The 16,394-nt window shown below is 74.9% G+C and carries 9 protein-coding genes; 2 read left to right on the top strand and 7 right to left on the bottom strand.

Annotation, left to right across the window (positions count from 1 at the left end):
* Positions 1-2,193, bottom strand: coding sequence for an ATP-dependent DNA helicase UvrD2 (locus ACH414_RS08145; protein ID WP_398941220.1), 2,193 nt, complete (start codon positions 2,191-2,193; stop codon positions 1-3).
* 171 nt (positions 2,194-2,364) lie between these two features.
* On the opposite strand from ACH414_RS08145, the gene ACH414_RS08140 reads away from it, so the two are divergent.
* Complete coding sequence (locus tag ACH414_RS08140; protein WP_030688646.1) at positions 2,365-2,607, top strand: mycoredoxin; 243 nt, start codon at positions 2,365-2,367, stop codon at positions 2,605-2,607.
* A 72-nt stretch (positions 2,608-2,679) separates the two neighbouring features.
* Here the strand turns inward: ACH414_RS08140 and nudC are convergent, their stop codons facing one another.
* From nudC to ACH414_RS08110, 6 genes are all read right to left on the bottom strand, one after another.
* Positions 2,680-3,627 carry an NAD(+) diphosphatase gene (gene nudC, locus ACH414_RS08135; RefSeq protein ID WP_382547564.1) on the bottom strand — a complete coding sequence of 316 codons (948 nt, stop codon included), beginning with the start codon at positions 3,625-3,627 and terminating at the stop codon, positions 2,680-2,682.
* 72 nt (positions 3,628-3,699) lie between these two features.
* On the bottom strand, positions 3,700-5,118 hold the full coding sequence (locus ACH414_RS08130) for a dipeptidase (RefSeq protein ID WP_386565944.1): 1,419 nt from the start codon (positions 5,116-5,118) through the stop codon (positions 3,700-3,702).
* A 10-nt stretch (positions 5,119-5,128) separates the two neighbouring features.
* Positions 5,129-8,467, bottom strand: coding sequence for a UvrD-helicase domain-containing protein (locus ACH414_RS08125; RefSeq protein ID WP_398941217.1), 3,339 nt, complete (start codon positions 8,465-8,467; stop codon positions 5,129-5,131).
* A gap of 58 nt (positions 8,468-8,525) precedes the next feature.
* Positions 8,526-9,341: a hypothetical protein gene (locus ACH414_RS08120; protein WP_386565948.1), complete on the bottom strand. Its 816-nt coding sequence runs from the start codon at positions 9,339-9,341 to the stop codon at positions 8,526-8,528.
* A gap of 104 nt (positions 9,342-9,445) precedes the next feature.
* Positions 9,446-13,024: an ATP-dependent helicase gene (locus ACH414_RS08115; protein ID WP_398941215.1), complete on the bottom strand. Its 3,579-nt coding sequence runs from the start codon at positions 13,022-13,024 to the stop codon at positions 9,446-9,448.
* A gap of 164 nt (positions 13,025-13,188) precedes the next feature.
* Positions 13,189-13,530, bottom strand: a complete 342-nt coding sequence (locus ACH414_RS08110) for an MGMT family protein (protein WP_386565950.1) — start codon at positions 13,528-13,530, stop codon at positions 13,189-13,191.
* A gap of 195 nt (positions 13,531-13,725) precedes the next feature.
* On the opposite strand from ACH414_RS08110, the gene ACH414_RS08105 reads away from it, so the two are divergent.
* Complete coding sequence (locus tag ACH414_RS08105; RefSeq protein WP_382547576.1) at positions 13,726-16,368, top strand: lysylphosphatidylglycerol synthase domain-containing protein; 2,643 nt, start codon at positions 13,726-13,728, stop codon at positions 16,366-16,368.
* Positions 16,369-16,394 lie beyond the last annotated feature (26 nt).

Raw genomic sequence — 16,394 nt, 5'->3', positions numbered from 1 at the left:
TCAGGCCTCGTCGTCGCTTCCTCCACGCTCCTCACCTGCGCAGATGGCGAGAACATCGGCGCCGAAGCGGTCCAGCTTGCGGGCGCCGACCCCGGGGATCGCCGCGAGCTCGCCGCCGGAGTCGGGGACGCGCTCGGCGATCGCCATGAGCGTCTTGTCGGTGAAGACGCAATAGGCGGGCTGGCCGAGCTCCCGGGCCTGACCGGCGCGCCACTCCCGCAGGCGCTCGTACAGCCCCTCGTCCATGTCGGAGGGGCAGTCCTCGCAGCGCATCAGCTTCATCTCGCCGGCCTCGGTGAGCGTGGCGCCGCAGACCCGGCAGCGGGCCGGGCCGCGCCGCCCGCGCCGCACGGGGCTGCCGGCCCCGCCGGCGCCGCGCTCGACACCGCCGCGCGCTCCGAAGGCGCCCCCCGTGCCGAGGGCGCCGGAGCCGGGCCGCAGTCCCTGGAGGAAGCGGGTGGGGCGGCGGGAGGCGCGGCCGCCCGGGGAGCGGGACAGCGCCCAGGAGAGCGTCAGGTGCACCCGGGCCCGGGTGACGCCCACGTAGAGCAGCCGCCGTTCCTCCTCGACCTGCTCGTCGGTCTTGGCGTACGTGATCGGCATCATGCCCTCGGCCAGGCCGACCAGGAAGACGGCGTCCCATTCCAGGCCCTTGGCGGCGTGCAGCGAGGCGAGCGTGACGCCCTGGACGGTGGGCGCGTGCTGGGCCGCGGCCCGCTCGTCGAGCTCGGCGACCAGGTCGGAGAGGGTGGCGCCCGGCTTGGCCCGGGCGAAGTCCTCGGCGAGCCGGACGAGGGCGGCGAGCGACTCCCAGCGGTCCCGGACGGCGCCGGAGCCGGTCGGCGGCTGCGCCGTCCAGCCGGTGCTGGAGAGCACGGCGCGGACCTGGGCGGGCAGGTCCTCGACGTCGTCGAGCAGGGCGTCGTTCCCCCCGGCGCGGGCGGCGCCGCGCAGGGCCACGCCCGCCTTGCGCACCTCCTCGCGGTCGAAGAAGCGCTCGGCTCCGCGCAGCTGGTACGGCACTCCGGCGTCGGCGAGGGCCTGCTCGTAGACCTCGGACTGGGCGTTGATGCGGTAGAGCACGGCGATCTCGCCGGCCGGGACGCCTGCGGCGATCAGGTCGCGGACCCGGCGGGCGGTGCCCTCGGCCTCGGCCGGCTCGTCCGCGTACTCCGTGTAGACCGGTTCGGGGCCGGGGTCGCGCTGGGAGACCAGCTCCAGGCGGTGCTCGGCGGCCCGGCCCCGGGCCTGGCCGAGCAGCCCGTTGGCCAGGTGGACGACCTGCGGGGTGGAGCGGTAGTCCCGGACCAGCTTGACCACCGTCGCGTCGGGGTGGCGGGTGCGGAAGTTCAGCAGGTGGTCGGGGGTGGCGCCGGTGAAGGAGTAGATGGTCTGGCTGGCGTCGCCGACCACGCACAGGGTGTCGCGCTCGCCGAGCCAGAGGTCGAGCAGGCGCTGCTGGAGCGGCGAGACGTCCTGGTACTCGTCGACCACGAAGTGCTGGTACTGCCGGCGGATCTGGTCGGCGATGTCGTGCCGGTCCTGCAGGATCGCGACGGTGAGCAGCAGCACGTCCTCGAAGTCGATCACGTCGCGGTCGCGCTTGAGCTGCTCGTACATCGCGTAGACCTGGCTGATCTCGGCCGGGTCGCGCGGGGCGTCGCGCAACGACTTGGCGACGGCGGCCGGATAGTCGGCGGGCACGGTCTGGGTGACCTTGGCCCACTCGATCTCGCTCGTGACGTCCCGCAGCTCGTTGCGGTCGAGCCGGATCCGGCAGCGGGCGGCGGCGTCGGCGACGAGCTGGATCTTCCGCTCCAGGAGCCGGGGCAGCTCGCCACCGACTGCTTTCGGCCAGAAGTACTGGAGCTGGCGGAGGGCCGCGGAGTGGAAGGTGCGGGCCTGGACGCCGCCCGCGCCGAGCTGGCGGAGCCGGCCGCGCATCTCGCCCGCGGCGCGGTTGGTGAAGGTGACGGCGAGCACGCTCGCGGGCGGCAGGATGCCCGCGCGCACCCCGTAGGCGATGCGGTGGGTGATGGCGCGGGTCTTGCCCGTGCCGGCCCCGGCGAGGACGCACACCGGCCCGTGCAGGGCGAGTGCGACCTCGCGCTGCTCGGGGTCGAGCCCGTCGAGCACCGCGTCGGCCGTCTCGGGGACCTGCGGGAAGAGAGTGGAGTGCGTTGCTGGTGTCACTCCGCCATGCTGCCAGGTTCCCGGGGGTCGGCGCGGAGGCTTGTCCACAGGCTGTGGCGCCGGTCATACGAAGACGGGAAGGCCCGGATGCGGGAATGGCCGGGAGTACGCGTACGTTCTTCTCCTCGGACCCGACACCGGACCCGACCGCGAACAGAGGAGCGCCAGGCCATGCAGGGCACTGTGACGATGTACAGCACGACGTGGTGCGGCTACTGCCGCCGGCTGAAGAGCCAGATGGACCGCGAGGGCATCGCGTACACGGAGATCAACATCGAGCAGGACCCCGACTCGGCCGCGTTCGTCGAGAAGGCCAACGGCGGCAACCAGACCGTGCCGACCGTGCTCTTCCCGGACGGTTCGACGCTGACGAACCCGTCGCTCGCGCAGGTCAAGCAGAAGATCGGCGTCTGATCCGCGCCTCGCGCCTCCTGGCCGAAAAAAGCCCCCGCCCGGCAGTGCCGGACGGGGGCTTCCTCGTTCCGCTCAGACCACGTCGCCCGGCTTCGGCAGCGGCTTGCCGTACCAGAGCTCGATCAGTCGCGAGGCGATCGAGATCCCGTACGGCGGCAGCACCTCGCCCGAGTCGAAGGCCGCGGCCAGGTCCTCGCGGGAGAACCAGCGGGCCTCGTGGATCTCCTCGCCGTCCACGTTGATCTCCGAGGAGGTCGCCTTGGCGAAGAAGCCCAGCATCAGGCTGGACGGGAAGGGCCAGGGCTGGCTGGCGATGTACTCGACCTCGCCGACCGTGACGCCCGCCTCCTCGAAGACCTCGCGCGCCACCGACTGCTCGATGGACTCGCCCGGCTCGACGAAGCCCGCGAGGGTGGAGAAGCGGCCCTCCGGCCAGTGCACCTGGCGGCCGAGCAGCGCGCGGTCCTGGTCGTCGGTGACCAGCATGATCACCGCGGGGTCGGTGCGCGGGTAGTGCTCGGCACCGCAGGCCTGGCAGCGGCGGATGTGACCGGCCGCGGCCACCACGGTCCGCTCGCCGCAGCGCGAGCAGAAGCGGTGCAGCCGCTGCCAGTTCTCCAGGGCGACCGCGTGCACCATCAGGCCCGCGTCCCGCGGCGACAGCAGCAGGCCCGCCTCGCGCAGCCCCGCCGGCCGCGCCGACTGGTCCATGCGCCCCGGCAGGCTGTCCTTCTGCAGCGCGAAGTAGGAGACGCCGTCGGCGTCCGTGCCCAGGAAGTAGCGGTGGGTCTCGGTGACCGGGGCCTCGAAGGCCGGGGTCATCACCAGCTCGGTCCGGCCGTCCGGGGTGTCGTCGATCAGCACCTGACCGCCCGAGACCACGAAGACCCGGGTCGTGGGGTGGCTCCAGGCGGCCGCGAGCCACGCCTCGTCCAGGCGGTGGTGGGCGGCGCGATCGATGCCGCTCGGAGCGGTCAGTCCGATCGGACGGTCCGCGGCCTCGTTACGGAAGGTGCTCACAGGTACTTCCAACTCCCCCGGATCAGTGGATTCAGCGTTCGGCGACAGGCGGGCGGCCGGCGGCGGGCCGGCTCAGAGGGCGGACGGCAGCTCGCCCCAGAGGTACGCGGTGGCCTCGACGCCCTTCATGAGCAGGTCGAGCTCGACCTTCTCGTTCGGGGCGTGCCAGCCGTCGGACGGCACCGAGATGCCCAGGAAGAGCACCGGCGCGCCCAGGACGTCCTGGAGGTCGGCGGCCGGCCCCGAGCCGCCCTCGCGGGTGTAGCGGACCTTGGCGCCGTCGAAGGCGAGGCTCATCGCCCCGGCCACGGCCTTCAGGGCCGGGTGGTCGAGCGGTGTGAGGCAGGGCCGGGTCGGGGCGCCGAAGACGATCTCGTACCGGATGCCCGCCGGGACCAGGCCGGCCAGCCAGTCGCGGACGGCGGTCTCGATCCGGTCCGGGTCCTGGCCCGCGACCAGCCGGAAGGAGAGCTTGAGGTGGGCGGAGGCGGGGACGATCGTCTTGCCGCCGGGGCCCTGGTAACCGCCGCCGATGCCGTTGACCTCGGCGGTCGGGCGGGCCCAGACGCGCTCCAGGGTGGAGTAGCCGGCCTCGCCGAGGGTGGCGCCCGACTTCGCGGTGGCCAGCCAGCCGGTCTCGTCGAAGGGCAGCTCGGCGATGAGCGCCCGCTCGGCGTCGGAGAGCTCGGCGACCCCCTCGTAGAAGCCGGGGATGGCGACCCGCTCGTCCGCGTCGTGGAGGGCGGCGACGATCCGGCCGGCGACGGTGGCCGGGTTGGGGACGGCGCCGCCGAAGGAACCGGAGTGGATGTCCTGGCCGGGGCCGTACAGATCGATCTCGCAGTCGGCGACCCCGCGCATGCCGGTGCACACGGTCGGGGTGGTCTCGGACCACATGCCGGTGTCGGAGACGATCACGATGTCCGTGGCGAGCCGCTCGGCGCGCTCCTCCACCAGGGCGCGGAAGTGCGGCGAGCCGGACTCCTCCTCGCCCTCCACGAGCAGCTTGAGGTCGACGGCGGGCGCGGTGCGGCCGGTGGCCGCCAGGTGGGCCCGGACGCCGAGGGTGTGGAAGAAGACCTGGCCCTTGTCGTCGGCGGCGCCCCGCGCGTACATCCGGCCGTCGACGACGGTCGGCTCGAAGGGGTCGGTGTGCCAGCCGTCCTCGCGGGCGGCGGGCTGCACGTCGTGGTGGCCGTAGACGAGGACGGTCGGCGCGTCCGGCTCCCCGGAGGGCCACTCGGCGAAGACGGCCGGAGCGCCGTCGGTCTCCCACACCTCCACGGTCGGGAAGCCGGTCTTGGCCAGCCGCTCCGCGAGCCACTCGGCACTGCGCCGCACATCGTCCGCGCGCTCCGGCTGCGCCGATACGGAGGGGATGCGCAGCCACTCCGCGAGCTCGTCGAGGAAGGCGGCGCGGTGCTGCTCGACGTACGCGCGTACGGTCTCGGTCCGTGCGGTGTGGACGGCGTTGTCCGGGGTCTGGCTCATGGCTCCGAGCCTATCCGGCGCCGGTGGGGTGCCCGTCCGGGGAGTCCCCGCCGAGCAGCAGGGCCTCCAGCTCGGGCCGTCCGGGCAGCCGGCGGGGGCGCACGACCTCCCCCGTCCGCACGTAGACGAACGCGGCGGCCACCTCCTCGGGGGCGAGCCCGTGCTGCTCGGCCCAGGCGAGGCGGTAGATCGCCAGCTGGAGCGGATCGGCGGTGCGCAGGTGGCTGGTCTTCCAGTCGACGATCTCGTACGCGCCGCTCTCCGCGTCCCGGTAGACGGCGTCGATCCTGCCCCGGACCACCCGGCCCGCGAGGGAGAGGTGCACGGGGACCTCCACCCGGTACGGGGTGCGGTGGGCGTACGGGGTGCGGCCGAAGGCCTCCTTGAGGGCCTCCAGGTCCCGCTCGTCCACGATCTCCGGCTCGCCGGCGAACTCCTCGCCGCCGGGCAGCTCGTCCGGGCCGAGCAGGGGCAGCGGCAGCTCCTCGAACCGCGACTCCACCCAGGCGTGGAAACGCGTGCCGCGCCGGGCCGCCGGCTGCGGGGGCTTCGGCAGCGGGCGGGCCAGCTCCTTCGCGAAGCCGTCGGGGTCGGCGGCGAGGCGTATGACCTGGGAGGCGGAGAGGTACGGGGGGAGCAGGACGTCCCGGGTGGCGGCGCGGGAACGGTGGAGCTCCGCGGTGAGGGCGGTGAGGTCCCGGTCCCAGGACGCGATGGTCTTGGCGTCCTCCGGGGAGAGCTCCTCCCGCTGGGCGGGGAGGTCCGCGTGGGGAGGCTCCTCCTGCCAGTCCTCCTCCGGGAGCCAGAGGTCCTCGGGGCCGGGGTCCCGGGGGGCGGGCGCCGCGGCGCCGCCCTGCGGAACGGGCGCCCACAGCCGGGCGGTCACGGCCCGGGCCGCCTCCCGCCGCCTCTCCAGGCTCTCCTCGTCCAGCGGCAGCGGCCACGACCGGTCCTGGAGCTCCTGGGTCAGCAGCGGGTTCTCCGCTCCCTCCTCCGGGGCCTGGGCCCATGCCTCGATCTCGCCGTGGCCGCGCTCGCAGTGGGCATACAGGGCCTGGAGGAAGTCGGAGGGGCCTCGGGGCTTCTTCTGGGCCGGGCCCCACCAGTGGGCGGAGCCCAGGAGGAGAGAGCGGGGCCGGGTGAAGGTGACGTAGCCGAGGCGCAGCTCCTCGGTGTGCTGGTGCTCGCGCAGGGCGTTCTTGAAGGCGGCGAGGGCCTTGGAGTCCCAGCCGTCGACGGCCGGGAGCGTGGCGGCGTCGCCGCGCAGGGCGTGCGGCAGGACCTGGGGCTGGGAGGTCCAGGACTCGCGGGCGCGGGCGGACGGGAACTGGCCGGCGACCAGGCCGGGCACCGCCACCACGTCCCACTCCAGGCCCTTGGACTTGTGCGCGGTCATCACCTTGACGGTGTTCTCGCCGCCCGGGAGGGCGTGGTCCAGGCCCTTCTCGTACTGCGCGGCCGTGCGCAGGAAGCCGAGGAAGGCCAGCAGGGTGGCCTCGCCGTCGAGGGTGGCGAAGCCGGCGGCGATGTCGAGGAAGTTGGCGAGGGTCTCACGGCGGCGGGCGGCCAGGGCGTGCGGGGAGGCGGAGAGCTCGACCTCGAGGCCGGTGGCGGCGAGCACGCGGTGCAGGACGTCCATCAGGGGGTCGGCGAGCGAGGTGCGCAGGGCGCGCAGCTCGGTGGCGAGGCGGGCGAAGCGGACCCGGGCCTCGGCGGAGAAGGGCAGGCCGTCGTCCTCGCCGCCGGCGTCGAGGAAGGTGTCGAGGGCGTCGGCGAGGGAGATCACCTCGGCCGGGTCGACGCCCTCGACGGCGGCGGCGAGCCGCTGGTCCGGGTCGGCGGGGTCCTCGCCCGGCCGGTGCACCAGGAGCCGGGCGCGGCGGCCGAGGAGGGCCAGGTCGCGGGGGCCGATCCGCCAGCGGGGCCCGGTGAGGAGCCGTACCAGGGAGGCGTTGGCGCCGGGGTCCTGGAGGACCTCGCAGACCGCGACGAGGTCGGCGATCTCGGGCAGGTGGAGCAGGCCGGAGAGGCCGACGACCTCGACGGGCACGTCCCGGGCGACGAGGGCGCCCTGGATGGCGGCGAAGTCGCCGGCCGTGCGGCACAGGACGGCGATCTCGCCCGGCTCGGTGCCGGTGCGGACGAGGTGGGCGAGGGAGTCGGCGAGCCAGTCGATCTCCTCCGCGTGGGTGGGCAGGAGGGCGATGCGGACGCTGCCGTCGCGCTCGGCTCCCGGCGCGGGGCGCAGCGCCTCCACGCCCTCGTGCAGGGCGCGCAGGGGGGCGGCGAGGCCGTTGGCGAGGTCGAGGAGGCGGCCGCCGCTGCGCCGGTTCTCGGAGAGGGCGTAGCGGGTGGCGGGGCTGCCGTCCCGGTGCGGGAAGTGCTCGGGGAAGTCGTCGAGGTTGGCGACGGAGGCGCCGCGCCAGCCGTAGATGGCCTGGCAGGGGTCGCCGACGGCGGTCACGGCGTGCCCCGTGCCCTGTCCGAAGAGGCCGGACAGCAGGAGCCGCTGGGCGACGGAGGTGTCCTGGTACTCGTCGAGGAGGACGACCCGGAACTCGTCCCTGAGGATCGCGCCGACCTCGGGGCGGGTGGTGGCCAGCTCGGCGGAGAGGGCGATCTGGTCGCCGAAGTCGAGCAGGTCGCGGGAGCGCTTGGCGGCGCGGTAGCGCACGACGAGGTCGAGGAGCTCGCGGCGGGCGGCGGCGGCCTCGGGGACCTTGCGCAGGTCGGCGTTGGTGAGCTTGGCGCGGGAGAGGGCGTCGAGCAGGCCGGTGTCGTACGCGGCGAGCTCCTGCGGGCGGACGAGGTGCTCGGCGAGCTCGGCGTCGAGGGCGAGCAGATCGCCGACCAGGGTCGGGAAGGACTTGGTGAGCGCGGGGTACGGGCCGGGGGCCTCGCGCAGCACGCGCGCGGCGAGCTGGTAGCGGGTGGCGTCGGCGAGGAGCCGGGAGGTGGGCTCCAGGCCGATGCGCAGGCCGTGGTCGGTGAGGAGCTGCCCGGCGAAGGCGTGGTACGTGGAGATGCGGGGCTCGCCGGGAGGGTTGTCCGGGTCGATGATGTCGGGATCGGTGACGCCGGCCCGGACGAGGGCGGTGCGCACGCGCTCGGCGAGCTCGCCGGCGGCCTTGTTGGTGAAGGTGAGGCCGAGGACCTGCTCGGGGGCGACCTGGCCCGTGCCGACCAGCCAGACCACCCGGGCGGCCATCACCGTCGTCTTGCCGGAGCCGGCTCCGGCCACGATGACCTGCGGGGCGGGCGGCGCGATGATGCAGGCCGTCTGCTCCGGGGTGAACGGGATGCCGAGCAGCTCCTTGAGCTGCTCGGGGTCGGTGATGCGTGCGGTCACTCCAAAGAGGCTAACGGGGCCCACCGACATCCCGGGCCGCGCGGGCGCGAGGGGTGGGTCACGCCGCGGTGCCGTCGGTCAGCTTGGCGAGGTCGACGGTCTGGTCGGCGGGCGGGACGACGACCTTCACGGGCTTGTCGTATGCGGAGAGCACCACGGTGCCGGGCTCGTCGCCGCCGGTCTTCACCATCTTGAGGATGTACGGCTTGCCGCGCTGGGAGACGGAGACGGTGGTGGTCTCGCCACCGGGCTTCCGCTTCACCACGGTGGCCACGGGGGTTCCGGAGACGACGCCGTCGGGGCCGCGGGTGAGTCCGGTGCGGTCGGCCTCGTCCTTGCCGAGGTCGGCGAGGAGCGCCTTCAGGTCGCAGACGCCGCTGAGGTCGCTGCTGCCGGCCTGGCCGGGGGTGATCTTCAGCCAGCGGCCCTTGAGCAGCTCGATCGTGGCGGCGATCTGCGCTTCGGGCATGCCCTGGGAGGTCATGGAGGCCCGCCAGAAGCGCTCGTCGCCCTTCATGTACGTGACCCCGCCGGACTGGCGGAGCTCGGCGGCACCGCCCTTGATCTTCAGGACGCCGGTGCACTGGCCGCGGTCGTTGACGGAGAAGTCGACGGCCAGCGTCTCCCCTGCGGAGACGATCCGGCCGGTCATCCGCACGGAGGTCGCGGACTGGGTGGCGGCGACGGCCCGGTCGCCGATCTCGTCGGCGGTCAGGCCGCGGAAGGGATCGGGCGAGGGGGCGGGGGCCGGCGCGGCGACCGGTGGCGCGGCCGAGGGCGCCCGGGCCAGGGCGGCCGGTCCTCCGCCGGCGAGCACGGCGGCGCAGACGGCGGTGGCAGCGGCGGCGCGGAGCTTGGTGGTGTGGGACGCCATGCGAGCCTCCTCGCGGGTTCACCCCGGTATTCCAGCGTGCCGGAGCCGCCCGGTACGCGCGACTCCGCGGGCGCGTGCCACGGCGGGACGCCGCGGGACCCGCCCTAATCGACCACGTGGCGGCCCTCGGGGCGGGCGCTGCACGAGGCGCGGAAGGCGCAGGTGGTGCAGTGCTGGCCGGTGGTCGGGGTGAAGCGCTCGTCGAGGACGCGGCCGGCTGCGGAGGCGAGGAGGTCGCCGACCCACTCGCCAGCCAGGGGCTCCTGGGCCTGGACCTTCGGGAGGGCGTCGCCGCCCTCCTTCTTGGGGGCGGCCTGGCGCAGCTGGACGAGTTCGGCGCCGCCCGGCTCGGGGGTGCGGCCGCCGAACACCTCGTCCAGCGCCCCTTCCCGTACCGCGAGCTGGTAGACGGCGAGCTGCGGGTGTTGGGCGACCTCGTCCTTGGTGGGGGCGGACTTGCCGGTCTTGAAGTCGACGACGTAGGCGCGGCCCTGCTCGTCGGCCTCGACGCGGTCGATGGAGCCGCGGATGCGCACCTCGTAGTCGCCGGCGGCGAGCGTGACGTCGAAGTCGTGCTCGGTGGCTACGGGGGTGCGGCCGCCGCGGTCCATGACGTGCCAGCGCAGGAAGCGTTCGAGCGCGACGCGCGCGTTCTCCTTCTCCTGCGCGGACTTCCAGGGCGCGTCGAAGGCGAGGGCGTCCCAGACGGAGTCGAGTCGGGCCATGAGGACGTCGAGGTCGGCGGGGGTGCGGCCGGAGGCGACCTCGTCGGCGAGGACGTGGACGACGTTGCCGAAGCCCTGCGCGGCGGTGGCGGGGGCGTCGGCCTTGACCTCGCGGCCCAGGAACCACTGGAGGGCACAGGTGTGGGCGAGCTGGTCGAGGGCGGAGCCGGAGAGCGCCACGGGTCGGTCGCGGTCGCGCAGCGGCACGGCGCTGCGGGTCGGCTCGGCGAGGCCCCACCAGCGGTCGGGGTGGGCGGCCGGGACGAGCGGGGCGCCCTCGTCGTCGGTGAGGGAGGCGAGCCGGGCGAGGCGTTCGGCGGCGGCGGCGCGCAGCTCCGGGGAGGCGTCGGGGTCGACGGTGGTGGCGCGCAGCTCGGCGACGAGGGCGGCGACGGCGAGCGGGCGGCGGGGGCGGCCCGTGACGTCCTTGGCCTCCACGCCGAGCTCGGTGAGGAAACGGGAGGGCTGGTCGCCGTCCTCGGCGGGGGCCTTCACGGCGGTGACGACCAGCCGGTCGCGGGCGCGGGTGGCGGCGACGTAGAAGAGGCGGCGCTCCTCGGCGAGGAGGGCGCCGGGGGGCAGCGGCTCGGCGATGCCGTCGCGGCCGATGCGGTCGGCTTCCAGGAGGGAGCCGCGCCGCCGCAGGTCGGGCCAGAGGCCCTCCTGGACACCGGCGACGACGACGAGGCTCCACTCCAGGCCCTTGGAGCGGTGGGCCGTCATGAGGCGGACGGCGTCGGGGCGGGTGTGACGGCGGGTGAGGGTGTCGGCGGCGATGTCCTGGGCGTCGAGCTCCTCCAGGAAGTTGAGCGCGCCGCGGCCGCCGACCCGGTCCTCGGCGCGGGCGGCGGTCTCGAACAGGGCGCAGACGGCGTCGAGGTCCCGGTCGGCGTTGCGGCCGGCGGGGCCGCCGCGCAGGGCGGCCCGCTCCAGCCGGCCGGGCCAGGGGGTGCCGTCCCACAGCAGCCAGAGCGCCTCCTCGGCGGTCCCGCCCGCCGCGAGCCGGGCCCGGGCGGCCCGCAGCAGCTCGCCGAGCCGCCGGGCGCCCTTGGCGTACGAGCGGTCGTGCGCGACGAGCCGCTCGGGCTCCGCGAGGGCCCGCGCGAGCAGCACGTCCGACGGCGCCGGCACCGCGTTCCCCGCGGCCCGCTCCTCGTCCCGCAGGGCGCGCCCGAGCCGCCGCAGATCGGCGGGATCCATCCCGGCGAGCGGCGAGGCGAGCAACGCGACGGCGGTCTCGACGTCGAGCCAGCAGGGGGCGGGGTGGGTGCCGGGGTCGGGGTCGGGGTCGGGGTCGGGGTCGGGGTCGGGGTCGGCGTGGGCATCGTCGCCGGAGTCGCCCGCGAGCTCGGCATGGGCGCCGGCGCCGGGCGCGACCCCGGCCCCGAGCTCGGCGCCGGCGTCGGCGTCGGCCTCGGCGCCGGTCCCGGGGTCGTCGGCGTCGGCGTCGGGCTCGGTGCCGCCGTCGGGCTCGGGCCCGTGGCCATGCCCGTGTCCGTGCCCGGCCTCGGACGCAGGCCCGGTCGCGGCCGCGCCCCCGGTGTGGACGTCCGGTCGGACGCCGGCACCGGCGTCCGACCCGGTTCCGGCCTCGGGCTCGGCCCCCGCCCCCGTCGCCGTGGCCGCCGCTCGCAGTGCGAGGAGCAGCGGGGCCACCGCCGGTTCGTGGCGGAGGGGGGTGTCGGCGGCGTCCGTCTCCACGGGGACGCCGGCGGAGGTGAGGGCGCGGCGGAGGGAGGGGAGGTGGGCGGCGGCGCGCGTCAGGACGGCCATCTCGTGCCAGGGGACGCCGTCCTCCAGGTGGGCGCGGCGCAGCAGGTCGGCGATGTTGTCGGTCTCGGTGGAGGCGGTGGGGTACGTGTAGACCTCGGCCCGGCCCCCGTCCCGTACCGGCGTCAGCGTGCGGTGGGCCCGCACCTTGTCGGCGGGGAGACGGGGCAGCGGCATGCGCTGGGTGAGCAGGCGGGTCGCCGCGAGCAGGGCGGCGCCGGAGCGGCGGGAGGTGTCGAGGACCCGGACCGTGCCGCCGAAGGCCGCCGGGAAGTCGAGGATGCCGTTGACGTCGGCGCCGCGGAAGGCGTAGATCGACTGGTCGGGGTCGCCGAAGGCGAGCACGTCGGGCCGACCGCCGGCCGCGAGCGCGCGCAGCAGTCTGACCTGGGACGGGTCGGTGTCCTGGTACTCGTCGACGAAGATCGCGTCGTAGCCGGGGAGCTCCGCCGGGTCGGCGGACTCGGCGAGCAGGACGGCCCGGTGGACCAGCTCCGTGTAGTCGAGGACGCCCTGGAGGTCCATGACGTCCAGGTACTCGGCGAGGAAGCCGGCCGCCGCCCGCCAGTCGGGGCGACCGACCCGGCGGGCGAACTCCTCCAGGGCCCGCGGCCCCAGGCCCAGCTCGCGGGAGCGGGCCAGCACCGCGCGGACCTCGTCGGCGAAGCCGCGGGTGGTGAGGCAGGCCCGCAACTCGTCGGGCCAGCTCACCCGGCCGAGGCCCGCCTTCTCCAGGTCGATCTGTCCGGCGAGCAGCTCGCGGACGGCGAGGTCCTGCTCGGGTCCGGAGAGCAGCCGCAGCGGCTCGGCGAAGAGTTCGGCGTCCTGGTGGGCGCGGATGAGGGCGTAGCAGTACGAGTGGAAGGTGGTGGCCTGCGGCGGGCGGCGCCCGCCGAGCCGGGCCGCCATCCGGTCGCGCAGTTCGACGGCCGCCTTGCGGCTGAAGGTGAGGACGAGGATCCGCTCGGGGTCGGCGCCCGCCTCCAGCCGGGCCGCGACCGCCTCCACCAGCGTGGTCGTCTTCCCGGTGCCGGGTCCGGCGAGGACCAGGAGCGGTCCGCCCGAGTGCTCAACCACCGCACGCTGCGCTGCGTCCAGCACAGGGGGCCGCACCGGCGCCGGCGCGGTCCGCACCAGCCGGTAAGCGCCGGGGCCCCGCGTAGCCGCGAGGGTGGAGGAGGAAGTCACGTGGGTCGCCGGTCCTGCTGGTGGGTGGTGTGCGGGGTGCGGTGTGCGCCGTGGGCCCGGGCCTCGCGGATGCGCGGGATGCGCGGAGTGCTCGGGTGAGAGGCGCGGGCATCGACGTTACGCGATCCCCGCGGCGGTTTCGGGGCACCTCGCCCGCCGGACGCTCAGCCCCGCGGGGCCGTGCCGTCCCACCGCGCCCGCCGCATGTCCAGGCGCATCGGGCCACCGCCCTGGCTCTGCCGCAGGGGGGTGCCCTCGGCGCGGTAGTGACCAAGCGCACGTCGTTCGTGTCCGGGCAGCAGCGTCCCGTCCGCCCGCACCACGCGCCACCAGGGCACCGACCCGCCGTACAGCGCCATGATCCGGCCGACCTGGCGCGGGCCGCCCTCCCCCACCCACTCGGCGACGTCCCCGTAGGTCATCACCCGGCCGGGCGGGATCTCCTCGGCGGCCTGAAGGACCCGTTCCGCGTACTCGGGCAGCTCGGGCAGCTCCTGGTTCTCCATTCGGGCCATCCTGCCTCACCGCACCGACAACCCCCTGATGCCTCCGGACGGCCCCGCTTCGTGCCACCATCGTGCGGGCGGTGACTGGTGATACGAGAACAAGAACAAGCGTCGGCAGCGACAGCGGCGGCGCCCGCGACGGATGATGAAGCGGCAAGGGCCGCCACGACACGGCATGCAGAGACGGACATGGTGATGGGGCACGACATCCAGCCTCCGGGGCGGTCTCCCGGCGAGGCGCCGTCCAACCTGCCCGAGCGCGTCTCCGGTGACGAGCCGCTGCTCGCCGCCCGGGTCCACCGCCCCTCGGACCTGATGCGGCTGCTCATCGGCGTGCTCGCCATCGCCGTCGTCCTCGCCATCGCCGCCTTCGCCCACGGCACCACCTCCGGCCTCGAACAGGACATCAACAAGGGCGCCGGCGGCGCCCCCGACGTCTTCGTCAAGATCGCGGGACTCGTCTCCTCCATCGCCGTCCTGCTCGTCCCGGTCGCCTTCGCGATCGAGCGGCTGGTCAAACGGGACGGGCTGCGGATCGCCGACGGCGTCCTCGCCGCCGTCCTGGCGCACGGCGTGACCCTCGCCACCGACCTGTGGGTGGCGAACGCGGCGCCCGGCACGATCCAGGACGCGCTGACCCAGCCGCAGTCCGGCGGCGGGCTGACCGATCCGGTGCACAACTACCTGGCCCCGGTCATCGCGTACATGACCGCCGTCGGCATGGCCCGGCGTCCCCGCTGGCGGGTGGTGCTGTGGATGGTGCTGCTGCTCGACGCCTTCACCATGCTGGTGGCCGGGTACACCACCGCCCTGTCGATCGTCCTGACCGTGCTGATCGGCTGGACCGTGGCGTACGGGACGCTGTACGCGGTCGGCTCCCCCAATGTGCGGCCCACCGGCCAGACGCTCCTCGCGGGGCTGCGCCGGGTCGGCTTCCGGCCGGTCACCGCGCTGCGCGCCGAGGGCGTGCCGGACTCCGCCGACAGCGGCGACCGGGGCCGGCGCTACATCGTGACGCTGGAGGACGGCCCGCCGCTCGACGTGACCGTCGTCGACCGCGAGCAGCAGGCGCACGGCTTCTTCTACCGGGTCTGGCGGCGCATCACCCTGCGCACCATCACCACCCGCCGCTCGATCGTCTCGCTGCGGCAGGCCCTGGAGCAGGAGGCGCTCCTCGCGTACGCGGCGATCGCGGCCGGCGCCAACGCGCCGAAGCTGATCGCCACCTCCGAGCTCGGCCCGGACGCGGTGATGCTGGTCTACGAGCACCTCGGCGGCCGGACCCTGGACTCGCTGGACGACAAGGAGATCACCGACGACCTGGTGCGCAGCGCCTGGCGTCAGGTGAAGGCCCTCCAGTCGCGCCGGATCGCGCACCGCAGGCTCGCGGGGGACGCGATTCTGGTGGATCGTTCCGGCAAGGTGATCCTGACCGATCTGCGGGGCGGCGAGATCGCCGCGGGCGATCTGGTCCTGCGGATGGACATCGCCCAGCTGCTCACCACCCTCGGTCTGCGGGTGGGCGCCGAGCGGGCGGTCGCCGCCGCCGTGGAGGTGCTCGGCCCCGACGCCGTCGCCGACTGTCTGCCGCTGCTCCAGCCGATCGCCCTGAGCCGGTCCACCCGGGCCGAGCTGCGCCGCCGGGCCCGTGAGCGTTCGGCGCGGGAGCGCGAGGCGGTGCTCGCGGCCTCCGAGGCGGCCAAGGCGGCCCGGGCCGAGGCACGGGCGCAGGCCAATCTGACGACGGACCGCAAGCTCGCCCGCGCGGAGAAGCAGGCCGACAAGAAGGCCGAGAAGCGGGCGCTCGACGAGGCCCTGGACGAGGCCCGCGAGGAGGACCTGCTCGCCCAGATCCGGCACCAGGTGCTGAAGATCCGGCCGCAGGCCCCGGTGGAACCGGTCCGGCTGGAGCGGATCAAGCCGCGCACGCTGGTCAGCCTGATCGCCGGTGCGGTCGCCGCGTACTTCCTGCTCTCGCAGATCGCCCGTACCCCGCTGTCGACGATCAGCGAGGCCGACTGGCGGTGGGTCGCGGCGGCCGTGGTCTTCTCCGCGATCAGCTATGTGGCGGCGGCGATGAGCCTGCTCGGCTTCGTGCCCGAGCGGGTCGGCTTCTGGCGGACGGTGGTGGCCCAGGTCGCCGGCTCCTTCGTGAAGATCGTCGCCCCGGCGGCGGTCGGCGGTGTCGCCCTGAACACCCGCTTCCTGCAGCGCTCGGGCGTGCGCCCGGGGCTCGCGGTCGCGAGCGTCGGCGCCTCGCAGCTCTTCGGTCTCGGCGCGCACATCCTGCTGCTGCTGTCCTTCGGCTACCTCACCGGTACGGAGAAGTCGCAGTCGTTCACCCCGTCGAGGACCGTGATCGCGGGCCTGCTCACGGTCGCCGTGCTGGTCCTGGTGGTGACGGCGATCCCGTTCATGCGCAAGTTCGTCGCGACCCGGCTGCGCTCGCTGTTCGCCGGCGTCGTGCCGCGCATGCTGGACGTGCTCCAGCGGCCCATGAAGCTGGTCACCGGCATCGGCGGGATGCTGCTGCTCACCGGGGCGTTCGTGTTCTGCCTGGACGCCTCGATCCGCGCCTTCGGGCACGACGCCCAGTCGATCAGCTACGCGAGCGTGGCCGTCGTCTTCCTCGCGGGCAACGCGCTCGGCTCGGCGGCCCCGACCCCGGGCGGCGTCGGCGCCGTCGAGGGCGCGCTCACCTTCGGTCTGGTCGCGGTGGGCCTGCCGATCGAGGTCGCGACGCCCGCCGTGCTGCTGTTCCGCCTCCTCACGCTGTGGCTGCCGGTGCTGCCGGGGTGGCTCTGCTTCAACTGGCTGAGCAAGCGGGAGGCGCTCTAGCGCCGCGACGCGGCGCGCCGGCGCCC

It is taken from the genome of Streptomyces sp. NPDC020422 (assembly GCF_044386705.1).
Lineage (GTDB): Bacteria > Actinomycetota > Actinomycetes > Streptomycetales > Streptomycetaceae > Streptomyces.
The sequence above is the reverse complement of the archived record's forward strand: the minus strand, read 5'-3'. Positions and strand labels throughout refer to the sequence as shown.

What these genes read in the sequence shown, in the direction of transcription:
- ACH414_RS08140 (WP_030688646.1), top strand. Translation starts at nt 2,365, where the DNA reads ATGCAGGGCACTGTGACGATGTACAGCACGACGTGGTGCGGCTACTGC.
- ACH414_RS08130 (WP_386565944.1), bottom strand. Translation starts at nt 5,118, where the DNA reads ATGAGCCAGACCCCGGACAACGCCGTCCACACCGCACGGACCGAGACC.
- ACH414_RS08120 (WP_386565948.1), bottom strand. Translation starts at nt 9,341, where the DNA reads ATGGCGTCCCACACCACCAAGCTCCGCGCCGCCGCTGCCACCGCCGTC.
- ACH414_RS08110 (WP_386565950.1), bottom strand. Translation starts at nt 13,530, where the DNA reads ATGGAGAACCAGGAGCTGCCCGAGCTGCCCGAGTACGCGGAACGGGTC.
- ACH414_RS08105 (WP_382547576.1), top strand. Translation starts at nt 13,726, where the DNA reads ATGGGGCACGACATCCAGCCTCCGGGGCGGTCTCCCGGCGAGGCGCCG.